Source organism: Mesorhizobium sp. GW821-FHT04C10 (genome assembly GCF_059420305.1).
Genome location: NZ_JBWKTL010000001.1, coordinates 3735336 through 3751940, shown reverse-complemented (window position 1 = coordinate 3751940; position 16605 = coordinate 3735336). Strand labels below are relative to the sequence as shown.

The window sequence follows — 16605 nt, the reverse complement described above, 5'->3', positions numbered from 1 at the left end:
CCTTTCGCTTGGAATTCCCTCAAGCGCCGGAGTTACGGCGCAAATCCAGTGTTGTTCTTCTATAGGGACGCCACGGCGCGCTTTCAACGCGATGCGCCGCCGACATCATCCCTTTTGGCCCGGTAGCGACCCTTTGTCGTCCCTCAATGCACGTTTTATCTATCAAAGTATCTGGCGACGGCGCTCGTAAACCGAATAGCGCGTTGCGTGGCTGTCCTTTTCTCCAGCCGGAACCTCCTGCGCACTGACCATGCGCCATATCTCAGGGTCGATCGGCGGAAAATGCGCATCGCCATCGACGCTGGCCAGCACGTGGGTGACGTGCAGCCGGTCGGCCAGCGGCAGCGCCTGGGCATAGATCTCCCCGCCGCCGATGACGCAGACCTCGTCCACGCCGGCCATGCAGCGCCCGCGCACCGTTGCCAGCTGAATCGCGGCTTCCAGCGTATGCGCCACCTCGATGCCCTCGGCGCGCCAGGTCTTGTCGCGCGTGACGACGATGTTCAGCCTGCCCGGCAGCGGACGGCCGATGCCTTCATAGGTCTTGCGGCCCATGATGATGGGCTTGCCCATCGTGTCGGCCTTGAAACGCTTGAGATCGGTGGAGAGCCGCCAGGGCAACCCGCCGTCCCGCCCGATCACGCCGTTCTCGGCAATGGCGACATAGATGGCGACATGCATCAGTTCGCGTCCCCGCCATTGTTGTTCGACGGTTCGAGCAGCAGGATATCGATGTCGTGCTCCGGGTAGAAATCATCCGCCGTCATCTGGAAGGTCGTCGGCCCGACCTTTTTTACGTTGTCGCCGCAGAACGAGACCAGGGCTTTCGCATTGCCCTTGTCGATGGTCAGCTTGAACTTGCCGATGGTGCCCGCCGCCCAGTTGCCGCCCGTGGTCAGGATATAGGCGATGCGGCTTTCGTAATATTTCGGATAACCGTCCGGATTGTCCTTCGCCGCCTTGCGCACCGCGTTCTCGAACGTGCCGTCCAGGCAGTAGCGGGTCTTGTAGGCGGCGTATGCGCCCTGGAACTGGCCGTCACTGAAGAAGCTGACCGATGACGTGGCGCCGACGCTGGGCTTGTAGCGGTGAGAGACACGCACGTCCTTGTTGGCCGGAAAGGTCGAGCGCCACCAATAGGTCGAGCGCAATTGCCAGAAGGGTGCATAGGACGGGCTGGTGCCTGGGTCGCTGTCGCCTTCCGGATCCTCGATGATGATGCCGCGGTCGACCCAGTCGTCTGCCACCGCCTTCGGCAACTTCGCCAGTGCCGCCTTGGCCGCGTCACCGAACGGGTTGAACGGCACATTCTGCGCCTTCAGGTCGGCACTGATGTCGATGCCGAGCGCGAACACCTTCTGCTCGAGCTGCGGCTTTGCCGCGACACCGTCGATCGTCACCTCGAAGCCGAGGAAATTGTCGCTCTGGTTTTCAGGAATCGCCGGCATCTCATTGGGATCGCCCGAAATGTCCGGCATCGGGAAGGCGACGATCGAATCGACATCCCTATCGGTGTTGTTGTGGAAGACGTAGTCGACCGTCACCTTCTCGGGCGAGATGAAGAGATCCTCGCTTTGCATCGCGACCGCGTCGCTGCGCGACAGGATCAGGCCGCCGGTGCCGAGTTCGGCAATAGAGTCGTTGGCCAAGGCAGGCACAGCGGAAAGCGCAAGCGCCGCAGTCAGAACATATCGCAACATCGAAGCCCCCTCGGCAAGAATGCCCTGATGACCCTAGCCGTTTCAATGCGGCGTTTCAAAGCCCTTCCGCTCGCATGGGCACACGACAGCGTCTTGGCATGCGGCCCAGGGCCTGACACGCAGTAGCGGTCTGGACACGCAGTGGCGGTCTGGACAGGCAGGTTGCGATCGGGCAGGAGTTCGCCCATGCGCAAGCTTCTCGTCATCGGCATCGGCGCCGGCAATCCCGACCACATGACCGTGCAGGCCATATCAGGCCTGAACCGCGCCGATGTGCTGTTCATCCCCGACAAGGGCGCGAAAAAGAACGACCTTGCCGACCTGCGGCGCGAGATCTGCGACCGCTTCGTCACCAACCCGAAATCCCGCCGGGTCGAGTTCGACGTGCCGGTGCGTGCCGAACCGACATCCTCCTACCGCTCGACCGTCGACGACTGGCACGAAGCCATCGCCGCCATCTACGAAAGCCTGATCCGCGATGAGCTTGCGGACGACGGCTGCGGAGCCTTCCTGATCTGGGGCGACCCTTCGCTCTACGACAGCGCGTTGCGCATCCTCGAGCGGGTGCGCCTGAGAGACAATGTGGCCTTCGAACTGGAGGTCATCCCCGGCATCACCGCAATCCAGGCGCTTGCCGCCAGTCACAAGACAGCGCTGAATCGCATTGGCGATTCCATCCTGGTCACCACCGGCCGACGGCTGACCGAGGAAGGCTTGCCTGCCAATGCAGGCTCGGCAGTCGTCATGCTCGATGGCAAATGCGCCTTCAACACGCTGGCCGACAAGGATGTCTTCATCCAGTGGGGGGCCTATCTCGGCACGCCTGACGAAATCATTCTTTCAGGCCGCCTCAGCGATGTCGGTGCCGAAATTGAAAAGGTCCGCGAGGAGGTCCGCCGGAAAAAGGGCTGGATCATGGACACCTACCTGCTGCGCAAGGCTGGTGAGCCGGAAGAGAATTAATCCCTTTTGTCAGCGCCAACGCTGAGATCGGCTCGAAACTCGCCCTGACGAGGTGAATAGCGTGAATTTCGAGAACCGGAGCGGAGCGGACATTAAGTCCGTGAGCACCGGAAGCGCAGAAAATCGCGCTAGTCGCCCGTCGGGGTAGAGTTTCCAGTCGATCTCAACCCGCATCGATCTCCGCCTGCAGTGCATCCATATGCGTCGCCGCCGCGGCCGTCGCCGCGCGCTCGATGGCGCGGAACCGGCTGACCACCGCCAGGCCGATGGCCGTCAGCTGCGCGCCGCCACCCTTGCGGCCGCCGGTCTGCGCCGAAACCAGCGGCTTGCCGAACACCCGGTTCATGTCCTCGACCAGATCCCAGGCGTGCTTGTAGGACATCTCCATGCCGCGCGCGGCGGCCGAGATCGAACCGAAGGTGGCGATATGCTCCAGAAGCTCGATCTTGCCCGGACCGATCCGCCCGTCAGGATCGAGATTTATCCGCAAGCTCAGCGATGGCATTTTTGCTCCTCCTCGCTCACGCCCGATCCCCATAGTAGAAGGTCTTCAGCGATACCGCTATTCCAAAAAGACATAGCGCACTCATCCATCCGCCTCGGCGGGCAGGCCGGCCCCAGTATTCGCCCGGTCGAAGCTCACCGTCTTGACCACCGCGAAAACCTTGCCGCCAAGCCGCAGTTTCAGCGCCTGCCGCGACTGTTCGGTGATGCGGGCAAGCACGGTCGCACCATGGCAATCGATGCCGACTTCGACCGTCGGCCCCTCGCCCGGGCTGATCGCGACGATCGTGCCGGGCAGGATGTTGAGCGCGCTGAGGCCTGTCGGTGTCTCCGTCGCGATCATCACATCGCGGGCACGAATGCGGACACGCACGGGAGCCCCCGCCTTCATCGCAAGGCGCGGCACGCGGATTTCGCCGGCGGCCGAGCGGAGCACGGTCATGCCGAACACCTCGTCGTGACGCAGCACCTTCGTGTCCAGCACGGCGCCACCCTCGCCACGCTCTTCCGCCGGCAACAGGTCGAGCCTTTGCATGACGGCCTCGGTCGGGCCACTGGCAACGACCTTGCCTTGCGCCAGCATCACCACGTCGCTGGCCAGCCGCGCCACCTCGGCGACCGAATGGCTGACATAGACGATCGGGATTTTCGTCTCGTCGCGCAGCCGCTCGATATAGGGCAGGATCTCGGCCTTGCGCCCCTCGTCGAGCGAGGCCAACGGCTCGTCCATCAGCAGCAATCCGGGGCTGGCCAGCAGCGCCCGGCCGATCGCCACACGCTGCTTCTCGCCGCCCGACAGCTTTGCCGGGCGCCGCCCGAGCAGCGGGCCGATGCCGAGCAGGTCGACGACGCCATCCATGTCGGCATAGCGCTCCTTTGCCGGCGTGAACCAGCGGCCGTAACGCAGATTGCCGGCCACGCTCATATGCGGGAAGAGGCGCGCGTCCTGAAACACCATGCCGATGCGGCGTTTGTGCTTCGGTACGAAAATCCCGGCATCTGTGTCGACCAGCACGCGGCCGTCGACCTCGATGCGGCCCTTGTCGGGCCGGATCAGCCCGGCGATCATGTTGATGAGCGTGGTCTTGCCCGAACCGGATGGCCCGAACAGCGCTGTGAGCCGCCCTGCGCTCTCGAAACGGGCCTCGATGGCGAAATCGCCCAGCCGGTGGCTGATGTCGACGATAACGCTCATTCGATGTCCATCCGCCGCCCGACGCGCCGCGCCAGCACTTCCGAGGCGACCAGTGCCGCCATCGAGATGACGATCGAGATCAATGTCAGCCGCAATGCGCCCTCATCGCCGCCCGGCACCTGGGTGAAAGTGTAGATCGCCGAGGGCAGCGTCTGCGTCTCGCCAGGGATGTTGGAGACGAAGGTGATGGTCGCGCCGAATTCCCCCATCGCCTTGGCGAAGGCCAGGATGGAACCGGCGATCAGCCCGGGCAGGATCAGTGGCAGCGTGATGGTGCCAAACACCCACAAGGGATTGGCGCCAAGCGTGCCCGCCGCCGCCTCCATCTTGCGGTCCACCGCTTCGATCGACAGCCGGATCGCCCGAACCATCAGGGGAAATCCCATGACGCCGCAGGCAAGTGCCGCACCGGTCCAGCGAAACGAGAAGACAATGCCGAAATGCTCGGCCAGGAAGGCACCGGCCGGGCCGCGCTTGCCGAACGTCAAAAGCAGGAGATAGCCGGTCACCACGGGCGGCAGGATCAGCGGCAGGTGGACAACGCCGTTGAGCAGCGTCTTGCCCCAGAATTGTCCTCGGGCAAGCAGCAGCGCGATCAATATGCCGGGCGGCAGGCTGGCGAGCATCGCCACAGTCGCCACCTTGATGGATAGCCGGACCGCATTCCATTCGTCGGGAGTGAGGTCCAGCAGCCAGTTCATATTGCGATGTCAGACCCGTCTCAGTTGCTCGGCGTGAGCACGGTGAAGCCCTGTTCCTTGAAGAGCGCGCCAGCCTTGGCGGACTGCAGGCATTTCAGGAAAGCCGGCGTATCCTTGTCCTTTGAATCGGCGGTCTGGGCAACCGGATAGATGATCGGCGGATGCGAATCCTCCGGGAATGTGCCGACCACCTTGACGCCCTTTTCGGCATGCGCGTCGGTGGCGTAGACGATGCCGAGAGCGGCCTCCCCCGTTGAAACCAGCTTGAGTGCCGCGCGCACATTCTCGGCCTGCGCCACCTTGCCTTCGACCGAAGACCAGACGCCGAGCGATTCCAGTGCCGCCTTGCCGTACTTGCCGGCCGGCACGGCCTTGAAATCGCCCATGGCGAGCTTGCCGTCGCCGACCAGCTTGGCGAGGTCAAAACCCTTCTCGATCTTGGCGTCAACCGTCGAATCCTTCGGCGCCACCAGAACGATCTCGTTGCCGAGCAGCTTCACCTCTGTGTCCGGCTTGGTCAGCTTCTTGTCGGAGAGATATTTCATCCAGTCGAGATCGGCCGAGATGAAGACGTCGGCCGGTGCCCCGCCCTCGATCTGCTTGGCCAGTGCCGAACTCGCGGCATAGGAGACGGTAGCGGCCTCGCCGACATCAGCCTCACAGGCCTTGTTCACCGCATCGAGCGCGTCCTTGAGGCTGGCCGCCGCGAACACCACGACCTTGTCTTCCGCATGGGCGGCCGGCATCGCCGCCATCAGCGTCGCCGCAAAACCGCCAATGGCGATCGCCCTCAACCCGAAACCTTTGCGCGTCATCGAAAACTCTCCCTGGTTTGAAATCCGTGCGGCTCGCAGCCTGCCATCCGATATATCCGCATGAATATAACAAGGGAAGGCCCGGCACCTTGCGAAAACGTCTGTGCGGCGTCGATTGTTCTGGTAAGACGAGCAGGAAACCTAATGCATGTCGCCCAAAAGTGACCTCGGTCTTGGGAGAACGGCATGCATAAACCAAAGGAGAGCCCGATGAAGGTCAGCGCCCGCAACGTCCTCAAGGGGACGATCACCGAGATCGTCAAGGGAGCCACCACCTCGCATGTCAGGATCGATATCGGCGGCGGCCCCATCGTCACCGCCTCGATCACCAACGAAGCCGTCGCCGACCTCAAGCTCGAAAAGGGCAAGCAGGCCTATGCCGTGGTCAAGGCCTCGGACGTGATGGTCGGCATCGACTGAACCACTTGCGGCCAGACATGGTTCGCGAAAACGAGATCCGGCCGAGCGAGGTCGCGATCGAGGCACCGCCGGCGACCGACGCCGGACTGGTGTTCACCGGCGTCATCCGCACGCCCTGGGTTTCGCGTCTGGTCACGCCGCGACAGGGCCGTGACGACGGCCCTGTCTGCCGCATCGAAATCTTCGATCCCTGGCGGCAGGCCCTGGAGGGCGTCGAAAAATTCGAGCGGCTGGAAGTGCTCTACTGGCTGCATCTGTCGCGGCGCGACCTCGTCAAGCAGAGCCCGGCCAGCGACGGCACCTCGCGCGGGACATTCGCGCTGCGCTCGCCGGTCCGGCCCAATCCGATCGGCACCTCGATCGTCAGCCTTGTCGGCGTCGAGGGATCGGCACTGCTGGTACGCGGCATGGATTGCGTCGACGGCACGCCGCTGCTCGACCTCAAGCCGGATCGCACGCTGTTCAAGCCGATCGCGCCACCACAGGCGGGTGACTTCGAAATTGGCTAGGTCCTGCGAGCGGCTTAAACCGCGATGGGCGCCTTGATCGAGGCATCGGCGACATAATTTTCCAACCGGAAATCCTCGAAGCGGAAGGCGAACAGGTCCTTCACCTCGGGGTTGATCCACATGGTCGGCAGCGCCCTCGGCGTTCGCCGCAACTGCTCGCGCGCCTGTTCGAAATGGTTGGAGTAGAGATGCGCGTCACCCAGCGTATGGACGAAATCGCCCGGCTTCAGCCCGGTCACCTGCGCCACCATCAGCGTCAGCAGCGCGTAGGACGCGATGTTGAACGGCACGCCGAGGAAAATATCGGCGGAGCGCTGGTAGAGCTGGCAGGAAAGCCGGCCCTCGGAAACATAGAACTGGAACAGGCAGTGGCACGGCGGCAGTGCCATGGCTTCCACCTCGGCGGGATTCCATGCAGAGACAATCAGTCGCCGCGATTGAGGATTGCGGCGTATCTCCTTGAGAAGATTCGCGATCTGGTCGATCGAGCCACCATGGCCATCCGGCCAGGAACGCCATTGCTTGCCATAGACGGGGCCAAGGTCTCCGTTCTCGTCGGCCCATTCGTCCCAGATCGTGACGCCATGCTCGGTCAGGTACTTGATGTTGGTGTCGCCGGCCAGGAACCACAGCAGTTCATGGATGATCGACTTCAGATGCAGCTTCTTTGTCGTGGTCACGGGAAAGCCGCGCGCCAGATCGAAACGCATCTGGTAGCCGAAGACGGAGCGCGTGCCAATACCGGTGCGGTCGCCGCGATCGGCACCGTTTTCCAGCACATGCTGCAAGAGGTCGAGATATTGGCGCATCGGTTCCGGCTCGATTCGAGATTTCACCAATCATAGCGCATGTGCGCGCCGACGCCACGCCTGTCTGAAGTCTTCCCCACGCGGATGAGCAGCGGAGCCCTCTTCAGAACTCGCTCTGGCGAGCCGGAAGCGCGGAAGACCGCGCTAATCGGCCGCCAAAGTGGAAGTATCAGATGTCTCAGAGCGAGCCGAGCTTGCCCAGATCCTTGGCCACCAGATAGTAGAAAGTCACCCGGCTCTTGGTATTGTCGGCGTGCATGGCCTTGCAGGTCTTCTCGATCGAGGCGTCGGCTTTCGCGCCGTCGCTGATGCCGAGCTTCTTGGCGACCCAGCTCTCCTTGACGCGTTCAAGCTCCTTCGGGTCCGTGCAGGACACCAGCGAGGAGTCGCGGTTCCTGAGCGCAATGCCCAGATGCTTGACGATCTTTTCGACAATTTCAGCGCTGGCGCCCGCGTCGTACTTCTTCACGTCTGCAAGATAGTCGGCCATTAAAATTCCCCTCGTCGGCGCCACGGATCCGATCGATGAGGGCTGTGGCGCGCTTCGCAATCTGTGCGCTAGGTCGATAACTCCTCACCGCCCGCAAAGCTTCGGTTGAGACCGCGCCCAAGTCAACCCTTGCCGTCGCAATTTGACACAGGGACAAAGGCCCATTGCGGCCTTTCATTTCAGTCAAACGCCCCCTATATTCGTTTTGTCGGCTTGACCGACTATGGCGATAAATGGGCGATGAAATAAGCCGTTCGGACCCGGGGGCGGTACCCGGCGCCTCCACCAAAAGCCGCTGTTGACGACAGAGCGGTTTTTGCTGGGGGCGAAATAGGATCGACGAAGGTGTAAAGATCGTACTTTTGCCCGGCATTGTACCACCGTCATCGGGCTAAACTTATAGTTGCCAACGACAACTATGCGGAAGCTCGTCTCGCTGCTTAATGCAGTGCGAACGCTTCAAATCAAGCCCTAGGGGTTCGCACTTCTAGGCGGGGTTCGGAGGTACCTGGCAACAGAAACCTCCACTTCTCCCTCCCTTCAATTTGCGTCATGCGCAACGCCAGGCTTTTGCCGACCAGACTTCGCACGGCCCGTGGGCCGCGAAGCTGCCGCGTCGCGCGTGTCTGTTCCTCCATGGGCAAACAATGCAAAACGATTCCGATCGATTCTTCGTGCTGACCGGTGGTCCGGGCTCCGGCAAGACCACTTTGATCGAAGCCTTGCGCCGGGCAGGCTTTGCGACTTCAGTCGAAGCCGGACGCGGCATCATCCGCGACCAGGGCACCATTGGCGGATCCGCCCTACCCTGGGCGGATCGTGGATTGTTCGCCGAACTGATGCTGTCCTGGGAGATGCGCTCCTACCAGAACGCAATCGAACAGAAAGGACCGGTCTTCTTCGATCGCGGCGTGCCGGACACGCTTGGCTATCTCAGGCTGAGCGGCCTGCCCGTGGCAGAGCACGTCAGGACCGCCGCCAAGCGCTTCCGCTACAATCCGCGCGTCTTCATCGCTCCGCCCTGGCCTGATATTTTCGCGCAGGATGAGGAGCGCAAGCAGACACCAGACGAGGCCGAGCGCACTTACCATGCGCTGGCCGGCGTCTATACGGAGATGGGCTATGAATTGGTTCCGCTGCCTCTGGGGCCGGTCGAGACACGGCTGCGTTTCATACTGGCCGAGGCAGGATTGGCGTGAAAGGCCGGATAGTCCGGGCCTTCCATCGGTGGCAATTGCTCTATTGCACCACCGTTTCAACTGCTTCGTGGCCAGGCCCGGACGTCTTTGCCCCCTGGTCCTCGTCCAGATACCGGCGAAAAAAGGCAAAACACATCGGCATTGAACGTCTTGTGGAAGGCAATGCGGTCGAAGCCGCTGGCACACGGCGACCACATGGCCGCGTCGATGGCCGGCCCCGCCGCATCCGCCGGAATCCGAATGAATTTCAGGCCGGCGGCATGAGCCGTCGTGGCCACCAGGCTTGCAAGGCCCGCAAGGAGAAGTCTTATCAAACGCATTTCCCTGTCTCCGACCGGTCACGGATGCCCATGGCGCAGGATCGCGGTCCAACCCTGCGCAAGCGCCTTACGACCGTTCAAGGCACTGTCTCGACCCTGCCGCTTCCGCTGACATGCGAATTGATCTTCGGGTTGCCGTGGACCTGCACGTTGCCGCTGCCCGACACGCGGATGTCAGCCTGGTCCTGCGGCGCGATATCGGCATTGCCGCTGCCGCTGATCTGGACGCTGGCGGTCTTGGCCGCGAGCTTGCCGAAATCGCCTGAACCCGAACCGGAGATGCGCAAGGAGAGATCCTGCACATTGCCGCTGGCGCGCACATCGCCGCTGCCGCTGATGCGCAGATCGAGCGCCTCCTGGGCAAGAGCGGAAAGCTCGAGCTTGCCGCTGCCGCTCAACCGCCAACTGGGGACCGCTGGACCGGTAAGCTGGACGCTGACCGGCAGGCCATCACAATCGAAGCCGTCGTCGAAGTCGAGGACATTGCCGGACAGGCGCACATGCGAAACAGCTTCGGGATCGCCGCTCACGACAGCCTGGGAAGGCGTGCCGGGCCGATAAGTCACCGTTGCCGGCAGCGCAATCTGGAATTCGCTGGAGATCGGTTCCCAGGCCAGCGTTACCGATCCTGGCTTGGTCCCGTCCCCGGAAGTGCGGCAACTGGAGGCAAAATTCCACCAACGGCCGCCTTTCCACTCGTTGCCGGCGATCGAATTGGCCAGCGACAGACAAATCACCGCCACGGCGAGCGACAGCACGGCGGTCCAGGCAAGCGTCTTGTTCATGTTGCACCTGTTATTTCTGCGTGGCAGCGCGCCACGGGGTTGATCAGGGCTGGCGTGGTTTGACCAGGCGGTAGTGCAGGCGCGCATAATCCCCCAGCAGCTTGACCCCGACATTGAGGCCAAGCAGCAGCAGCGAGCCCAATCCGATGCTGGCGGCGGCAAGGCCGACAGCGGCCAGCAGGCGTGCGAACGCCGTGGCCCACGAAGCGAAATGCCAGAACGGCACGACGCTCAACAGCAGTCCGATGCTGGTGACGCCCAGCGCCAGGACCGCAATGCCGAGACCGAGCGCAACGACGCAGAAGACGATGAGAACCGGCAGCAGCAGAAGGATGTCGAAGGCGGCGAGCCCGGTCAGCGCGAGCAGCGCGGCGGCAACGCCGGCCGGACCACCATCATGCTCCCAGCGGCGGATCCCTGCTTCCGCCCTCAGCTCCCGCCCCAGCCGCGCCGGATCGCCGAGTGCCTTGGCGACATCCTCTTCGCTCCGTCCCGAGGCCCGCGCCTCGTCGAAATGGGCACCGTAGTCGGCGACGATTTCGTCGATTTCGCCCGCGGGCATTCCGGCCAGGCTGTTGCGCAGGGAAACCAAGAAAGCATCGCGGTTCATTCCATCTCTCCCAGGAAAAGGTCGACGGCATCGACAAAGCTTCGCCACTCTCTGCTGCGCGCTTCGTAGGCGGCCCTGCCGGCCGCGGTGAGCCGGTAGTATTTGCGGGAGGGGCCGCTCGTCGATTCGACGAGCCATGTCGCGACAAGCCCATCGCTCTGCATGCGCCGCATCAGCGGATAGATCGTCCCTTCCCCCATGCCGACACGCTCGGCCAGCGTGCTGGCGATCTCATAGGCGTAGCTTTCCCGCCGGGCGAGCAAGGCAAGCACGCACAGTTCGAGCGCTCCCTTTTTCAGCTGGACGTCATTTGGATCGGTCATCGTCCGTTCCCGGCAAGTCTAGTACACTCTATTGGAAGGTACCTGTTTATGCAAGATACTCACTTAAACGTGGTACCCATTTGATCACAAGGTCGTTCGAAGCCCGGATTTCATGAGGCGTTGCGGAGAGATACGCAGCTCGGAACATGGCCGTGCTTGTGCCGGCCGCCATGGGCCACGCAATAAAAAAGGCCGGGAAACCCGGCCTTTTCATGTGCTTGCAAGTGGTGCCTATTCCGCCGGCGCCTCGACTGCCTCGCGTGAGCGGCCAAGCGTGACCTTGGCCAGCGTGAAGGAAATCACCGCGCAAAGCGTGATGCCGGCGACCATCGGCAGCGGCGTGCCGTCGAAGAACACACCGGCGACGCCCATGGCGAGTGCGCCGATGGCGAAGTGCAGCGTGCCCATCAGCGCCGAGGCCGTGCCGGCGATCTCGCCATGCTCTTCCATGGCCAGCACCGAAGTGGTCGGGATGACCAGGCCGAGGAAGCCGTAACCGACGAAGAGCAGTGCCGCCATCACATCGAGCCGGTCGATACCCGTCGCCATCACCGCGAACAGCACCACCATCGTCGAGGCATAGCCGGTCACAGCGACACGCACCACGCGCCGCAGCCCAAAACGCTCGGCCAGCACTCCCGTCAATTGCGACATGCCGATGAAGGCGACCGCATTGATCGAGAAGAACACGCTGTAGACCGAAGGCGACAGCCCGTAATGGTCGATCAGGATGAAGGACGAGCTCGACAGATAGACGAAGAAGCTCGCAATGCCGAAGCCGGCGATCGCCACCAGGCCAAGGAAATTGCGGTCCCCCATCAGGAAGCGGTAGCCGGCAAGTGCGGTTCCGAAGGAAGAACCGACGCGTTCTTCCGCCGGCCGCGTCTCCTTGAGCGAGGTCGCGAGCAGGATGGTGGCAAGGGCCGCCGCGCCGGTCACCGTCCAGAACACGGCGCGCCAGCCGAAATTCTCGATGATCTGGCTGCCGGTCAGCGGCGCCAGGATGGGCGACACCGAAAACACCAGCATGAGCAAGGACATCAGCTTGGCCGCCTCATTGCCTGTGTGCAGGTCGCGCACGATCGCGCGCGGCACGGCCATGCCGGCGCTGGCGCCAAGGCCTTGCAGGAACCGGAAGGCGATCAGCCATTCGATAGTCGGCGCCATTGCCGAGCCGATGCCGCCGACCATGAACAGCGCAAGGCCGCCATAGAGCGGCAGCTTGCGGCCGACCATATCGGAGATCGGACCGACGACGATCTGGCCGAAACCCATCGACAGAAAGAAGATCAGCAGGCTCATCTGTACGGCGGCCGTGCCGGCATGCAGATCCGCCCCGATCGACGGCAGAGCGGGGAGATACATGTCGATCGCGAACGGGCCGATGGCGGACAACAGGCCGAGCACGACCGCGATGCGGAGGAATTTGGGACTCATGATATTGGCTTCTTTCGAATCTGGCTGCCGCCGCCAAGCGACGTCTAACCCTAGGACGGTCCATCCCATGAGGTTCCGACACTTCTTCGGAGCGAAACCTCTTTGTATCTTGTCCACAAATTTAGACAGTCTTGTCTAAATCGTCAATCACCTCTATATAGATTTTCATGAGAGCGAGCGTTTCTCCTGACACTTTCCCGCCACGCGGCCACGAGGCCAAGCGCCTGTCGATCGTCGACACCGCGGCGACCGTGTTCTGCCGCGAAGGCTTCGCCGGCGCCAATATCGACCTGATCGCCGCCGAGGCGGGCGTCTCGCGCCAGACCGTCTACAACCACCATGGCGACAAGGAAAAGCTCTTCATGGCCGTGGTGCGCGACCTCACCGAGCGCTGCAATGTCGGCATCTTCGCCACCATAGCCACCTTTCCCGACCAGCCAGGGGATCTCGAAGCCGACCTGATCGGCTTTGCCGTGCGCCTGAACCAGAACTGCATCTGCAACCGCGACGGAAAATTCCTGCGCAAGCTGATCCAGACCGAAGGTGAGCGCTATCCCGAACTGTTTGCCGAGTGGCGCGAGCAAGGCCCGGGAAGGACATGGCCGGCAATCGCCGCCCGCTTCGCCCGCCTCGCCTATGGCGGCCATCTCGTAATCGATGATCCCGACGTCGCGGCGCGCCAGTTCCTCGGCCTGGTCAATGCCGAACTGCAGACTACCTTCATGCTCGGCGGCACGCCGCGCGAGGATGAGGTGGTGCAATCGGCGACAAACGGCGTTCGCACCTTCCTGCGCGCTTTCGGCAAGCGCCCCACGGCGGCCAGCGCGAAAAAGCACCCTACGCTGGCTAACGCATAACATTTGCGGTTGCCATGAAGCCGGCTTGCCGATCAAATCGTTGGCAATAGTCCTCGCTTCGACGCGGCGGTGATCTATATGCGGTTTACGCCGCGCTCAAGCTTGATTACAGCTATGCGGACGATTCAACGGAACCCGACCACCACATGGCCGACGACCACATCCGCTACGACATTCTGGCCCAGGAGGCGTTGCGCGGCGTCATGCGCAAGGTCCTGGCCGAGGTCGCACGCACCGGCCTTCCCGGCAACCACCACTTCTTCATCACCTTCCTGACCGGCGCGCCCGGCGTGCGCGTGTCGTCGCGGTTGCGCGAGCGCTATCCCGAGCAGATGACCATCGTCATCCAATTCCAGTATTGGGACCTGAAGGTGACCGACACCGGCTTCGAAGTTGGCCTGTCCTTCTCCGACGTGCCGGAGAAACTGGAAATCCCGTTCTCGGCCGTGCGCGGCTTCTATGATCCCTCGGTCAATTTCGAACTCGAGTTCGACGTCAAGACCGACGCCCAACCCGATGAGGAACCGGCCGCGCCCGCGCCCGAGCCGCTGACCATCGTCTCCGAGAAGAAGCCGAAGGCCGAGAAGAAAGCCGCCGCCGAAGCGGAGAAGAAGCCCGCCGCGGCTGAAGCCGGCACCAAGGGCGCCGAAGTGGTTTCGCTCGACGCCTTCCGCAAGAAATAGGCTCCCGGGCTCCCGCCATGGCCGACATCGTCAATCTCCGCCAGGCTCGCAAGCAGAGGGCGCGGGACGAGAAGCTGCGCGTCGCCGAACAGAACCGGGCCCTGCACGGTCGTTCCAAGGCTGACAAGCAACGCGATCGGCTGGTCGCCGACAAGGCCGAAAAATTTGTCGAAGGCCATCGCCTCGAGCCGTCCGGCAAGGACGAGCAATGAGCGTTCGGCCGTGAGCGGCGTCGAAAAGCGCTCGGTGACCATTCGCGGCCATCGCACCAGCTATTCCCTCGAAAAACCGTTCTACGACGATCTCGTCGCCATCGCGGCACAGAGAAAGCTGACGCTCGCCGCACTCGTGGCCGAAGTCGACGAGACCCGGCCCCGCGACACCAACCTGTCCTCGGCGTTGAGGCTGCATGTCCTGGAGTGGGCGAAGCGCGGAGCCAACGCCTAGCCTAGGTGCTCTCGACAGCGCCTGCCTTTTTCCCGCGCCTGGTGCCGAAGCCAAGCAAGGTCGAACGATCACGCTCCTCGGCCTGTTTCCTCGACCGCACGCGCATCAGATCCTTCCAGCCGACATAGCCAACCAGCTTTGCGTCCTCGCGCGAGACGACCGGCAGATGCGACACATTGGCCATCAACAGCTTGTCGGACAGACCTTCCAGATATTCGTCGGGAAAAGCGAGGGTCACCTTGCTTCCGGCGAGCAGCTCGCCGAGCGTCGTCGTCCTGTGCGTGCCGGCACGGCGCCAGCGCAGGATCGCCGGCGGATCGATAAGGCCGAGAACCTGCCCGGTCTCATCGATCACGGGAAAACTCGGATGGCGTGTCTCCGGCGCGGTCAGGAACGCCGCCGCGCCATGCAGCGTCATCGTCGCCGGCACGCTCTCGACCTGCGACGTCATCACCTCGCGCACCCTGGTCAGCGCGAACGGATCGACACGATACTCGCGCACGAGGTGGTGCCCTCGCCTGGCGATCTTCTCGGTCAGGATCGAACGCTTCATCAGGAGCACCGTCACGGCATGCGCCGCCGCACAGGCCGCGATCAGAGGCACCAGCACATGCGTGTTGCCGGTCAACTCGACGGCGAAGAACGTGGCCGTCAGCGGCGCGCGCATCGTACCGCCCATCGTGGCGGCCATGGCCAGCAGCGCCCAGAAGCCCGGATCCGCCGCGGGCAGTATCCCGGCAAGCACCGCGCCCATCGCGCCACCCATGATCAGCAGTGGCGCCAGCACGCCGCCGGATGTTCCCGAGCCGAGCGCCACCGACCAGATGATCGCCTTGACCACAAGCAGGAGAAGCGCCGCGGCGGCGATCGTGCGGCCATCCAGCATGTCGGCGATGTTGTCGTAGCCGACGCCGAGTGCCCGTGGTTCGATCAAGCCGCCGATACCGACCACCAGGCCGCCGATCATCGGCCACCACATCCAGTGGATCGGCAGTTTCTGGAAGGCGTCCTCGCAGGCATAGACCATCTGGGTGAGCAGCCCCGACAACAGGCCGGCGCAGATGCCGACCACAACCCAGCCGCCGAGCCCGGTGAACGACACCGCCATGCCGCCCTGGAACGGAAAGATCGGCCCGGGCAAATGCAGCACGGTGCGCTCGACCTCGGCCACGATGGCCGCCACCGCCACCGGAATGAAGCTGCGCGGCGTCCATTCGAACAGAAGCAGTTCCACCGCCAGCATGATCGCGGCGATCGGCGTGCCGAACACCGTGGTCATGCCCGCCGCCGCCCCCGCCACCAGCAGCGTCTTGCGCTCATTGTCGGTGACCGGCAGCATCTGCGCGATCAGCGAGCCGATCGCGCCGCCAGTCATGATGATCGGGCCCTCGGCGCCGAACGGTCCGCCGGAGCCGATCGAAATCGCCGACGACAGCGGCTTCAGGATCGCAACCTTGGCATCGAGCTTCGAGCGCCCGAGCAGGATCGCCTCGATGGCCTCGGGTATGCCGTGGCCGCGGATCTTCTCGCTGCCATAGCGCGCCATCAGGCCGATGATCAGTGCACCTATCATCGGCACCACCACCGCGGCGTAACCGAGCGGCGTGTCCTGCAATTTCAGGTCGTCGAGCGTGAACTGGCCGAAGTAGGCGATGTTGGTGGCGAGCCGGATCAGTTTCAAAAGCACGATACCGGCGAACAGCCCCGCCGTGGCGACCACCACGGCTATGGTGGCAATGGTCAAGACCCGCGCGTCGGTGGTGAAATCGCGCAAGTGACCGTTTTCGGAATGATGGGGCTTCATGGCTGGCTTTCTGGCGGCGGCCGGATCTCGGATA

At 63.2% G+C, this 16605-nt stretch carries 21 protein-coding genes and 1 other RNA gene; 9 read left to right on the top strand and 13 right to left on the bottom strand.

What is annotated here, in order from left to right; genetic code table 11:
• Positions 1-162 precede the first annotated feature (162 nt).
• Positions 163-681 (bottom strand): dihydrofolate reductase, encoded by a 519-nt coding sequence (locus AC07UC_RS18145; protein ID WP_494906941.1) that lies wholly within the window; start codon positions 679-681, stop codon positions 163-165.
• Positions 681-1700 carry a DUF4424 domain-containing protein gene (locus AC07UC_RS18140; RefSeq protein WP_494906940.1) on the bottom strand — a complete coding sequence of 340 codons (1020 nt, stop codon included), beginning with the start codon at positions 1698-1700 and terminating at the stop codon, positions 681-683. The genes AC07UC_RS18145 and AC07UC_RS18140 overlap by 1 nt, the downstream gene beginning before the upstream one ends.
• 186 nt (positions 1701-1886) lie before the next feature.
• Between AC07UC_RS18140 and cobF the strand changes: the two genes are divergently transcribed.
• Entirely contained in the window at positions 1887-2663 is a 777-nt protein-coding gene (gene cobF, locus AC07UC_RS18135) for a precorrin-6A synthase (deacetylating) (RefSeq protein WP_494906939.1), read from the top strand.
• 163 nt (positions 2664-2826) lie between these two features.
• On the opposite strand, the gene AC07UC_RS18130 is transcribed toward cobF, so the two are convergent.
• From AC07UC_RS18130 to modA, 4 genes are all read right to left on the bottom strand, one after another.
• Entirely contained in the window at positions 2827-3168 is a 342-nt protein-coding gene (locus AC07UC_RS18130; protein WP_140775858.1) for a winged helix-turn-helix domain-containing protein, read from the bottom strand.
• Positions 3169-3249: 81 nt separating this feature from the next.
• Positions 3250-4362: a molybdenum ABC transporter ATP-binding protein gene (gene modC, locus AC07UC_RS18125; protein WP_494906938.1), complete on the bottom strand. Its 1113-nt coding sequence runs from the start codon at positions 4360-4362 to the stop codon at positions 3250-3252.
• Positions 4359-5063 (bottom strand): molybdate ABC transporter permease subunit, encoded by a 705-nt coding sequence (gene modB / locus AC07UC_RS18120; protein WP_202321623.1) that lies wholly within the window; start codon positions 5061-5063, stop codon positions 4359-4361. The genes modC and modB overlap by 4 nt, the downstream gene beginning before the upstream one ends.
• Before the next feature lie 20 nt (positions 5064-5083).
• Positions 5084-5878 (bottom strand): molybdate ABC transporter substrate-binding protein, encoded by a 795-nt coding sequence (gene modA / locus AC07UC_RS18115; RefSeq protein ID WP_140775856.1) that lies wholly within the window; start codon positions 5876-5878, stop codon positions 5084-5086.
• Positions 5879-6088: 210 nt separating this feature from the next.
• On the opposite strand from modA, the gene AC07UC_RS18110 reads away from it, so the two are divergent.
• Entirely contained in the window at positions 6089-6298 is a 210-nt protein-coding gene (locus AC07UC_RS18110; RefSeq protein WP_494908957.1) for a TOBE domain-containing protein, read from the top strand.
• Positions 6299-6315: 17 nt separating this feature from the next.
• Positions 6316-6807: a tRNA (N6-threonylcarbamoyladenosine(37)-N6)-methyltransferase TrmO gene (tsaA, locus tag AC07UC_RS18105; RefSeq protein WP_494906937.1), complete on the top strand. Its 492-nt coding sequence runs from the start codon at positions 6316-6318 to the stop codon at positions 6805-6807.
• Positions 6808-6821: 14 nt separating this feature from the next.
• Here tsaA and AC07UC_RS18100 read toward each other — a convergent pair whose 3' ends face one another.
• On the bottom strand, positions 6822-7616 hold the full coding sequence (locus AC07UC_RS18100; protein ID WP_494908956.1) for a thymidylate synthase: 795 nt from the start codon (positions 7614-7616) through the stop codon (positions 6822-6824).
• A gap of 178 nt (positions 7617-7794) precedes the next feature.
• Positions 7795-8106 carry a DUF2853 family protein gene (locus tag AC07UC_RS18095; protein ID WP_056573114.1) on the bottom strand — a complete coding sequence of 104 codons (312 nt, stop codon included), beginning with the start codon at positions 8104-8106 and terminating at the stop codon, positions 7795-7797.
• A gap of 168 nt (positions 8107-8274) precedes the next feature.
• On the opposite strand from AC07UC_RS18095, the gene ssrA reads away from it, so the two are divergent.
• Positions 8275-8635, top strand: a transfer-messenger RNA (tmRNA) gene (gene ssrA / locus AC07UC_RS18090).
• 118 nt (positions 8636-8753) lie between these two features.
• Positions 8754-9305 (top strand): AAA family ATPase, encoded by a 552-nt coding sequence (locus tag AC07UC_RS18085; protein WP_494906936.1) that lies wholly within the window; start codon positions 8754-8756, stop codon positions 9303-9305.
• 397 nt (positions 9306-9702) lie between these two features.
• Here AC07UC_RS18085 and AC07UC_RS18080 read toward each other — a convergent pair whose 3' ends face one another.
• The 4 genes from AC07UC_RS18080 to AC07UC_RS18065 all read right to left on the bottom strand — a co-directional run bounded on the left by AC07UC_RS18080 (position 9703) and on the right by AC07UC_RS18065 (position 12780).
• The gene (locus AC07UC_RS18080) at positions 9703-10410 is read right to left on the bottom strand and encodes a GIN domain-containing protein (RefSeq protein ID WP_494906935.1); all 708 of its coding nucleotides are present in this window, start codon (positions 10408-10410) and stop codon (positions 9703-9705) included.
• 43 nt (positions 10411-10453) lie between these two features.
• Positions 10454-11020, bottom strand: a complete 567-nt coding sequence (locus AC07UC_RS18075; protein WP_494906934.1) for a DUF1700 domain-containing protein — start codon at positions 11018-11020, stop codon at positions 10454-10456.
• On the bottom strand, positions 11017-11343 hold the full coding sequence (locus tag AC07UC_RS18070; RefSeq protein WP_494906933.1) for a PadR family transcriptional regulator: 327 nt from the start codon (positions 11341-11343) through the stop codon (positions 11017-11019). The genes AC07UC_RS18075 and AC07UC_RS18070 overlap by 4 nt, the downstream gene beginning before the upstream one ends.
• A 231-nt stretch (positions 11344-11574) precedes the next feature.
• Entirely contained in the window at positions 11575-12780 is a 1206-nt protein-coding gene (locus AC07UC_RS18065; RefSeq protein WP_202327080.1) for a multidrug effflux MFS transporter, read from the bottom strand.
• A 167-nt stretch (positions 12781-12947) separates the two neighbouring features.
• Between AC07UC_RS18065 and AC07UC_RS18060 the strand changes: the two genes are divergently transcribed.
• The 4 genes from AC07UC_RS18060 to AC07UC_RS18045 all read left to right on the top strand — a co-directional run bounded on the left by AC07UC_RS18060 (position 12948) and on the right by AC07UC_RS18045 (position 14767).
• On the top strand, positions 12948-13637 hold the full coding sequence (locus AC07UC_RS18060; RefSeq protein WP_494906932.1) for a TetR/AcrR family transcriptional regulator: 690 nt from the start codon (positions 12948-12950) through the stop codon (positions 13635-13637).
• Between the two features lie 146 nt (positions 13638-13783).
• Entirely contained in the window at positions 13784-14320 is a 537-nt protein-coding gene (locus AC07UC_RS18055; RefSeq protein WP_056573125.1) for an SspB family protein, read from the top strand.
• A gap of 17 nt (positions 14321-14337) precedes the next feature.
• Positions 14338-14532, top strand: a complete 195-nt coding sequence (locus AC07UC_RS18050) for a DUF4169 family protein (RefSeq protein WP_494906931.1) — start codon at positions 14338-14340, stop codon at positions 14530-14532.
• A 10-nt stretch (positions 14533-14542) separates the two neighbouring features.
• A complete protein-coding gene (locus AC07UC_RS18045) occupies positions 14543-14767 on the top strand; it encodes a ribbon-helix-helix domain-containing protein (protein WP_494906930.1) in 225 nt (74 codons plus the stop codon).
• Between the two features lies 1 nt (position 14768).
• Here AC07UC_RS18045 and AC07UC_RS18040 read toward each other — a convergent pair whose 3' ends face one another.
• Positions 14769-16571: a chloride channel protein gene (locus AC07UC_RS18040; protein ID WP_494906929.1), complete on the bottom strand. Its 1803-nt coding sequence runs from the start codon at positions 16569-16571 to the stop codon at positions 14769-14771.
• Positions 16572-16605 lie beyond the last annotated feature (34 nt).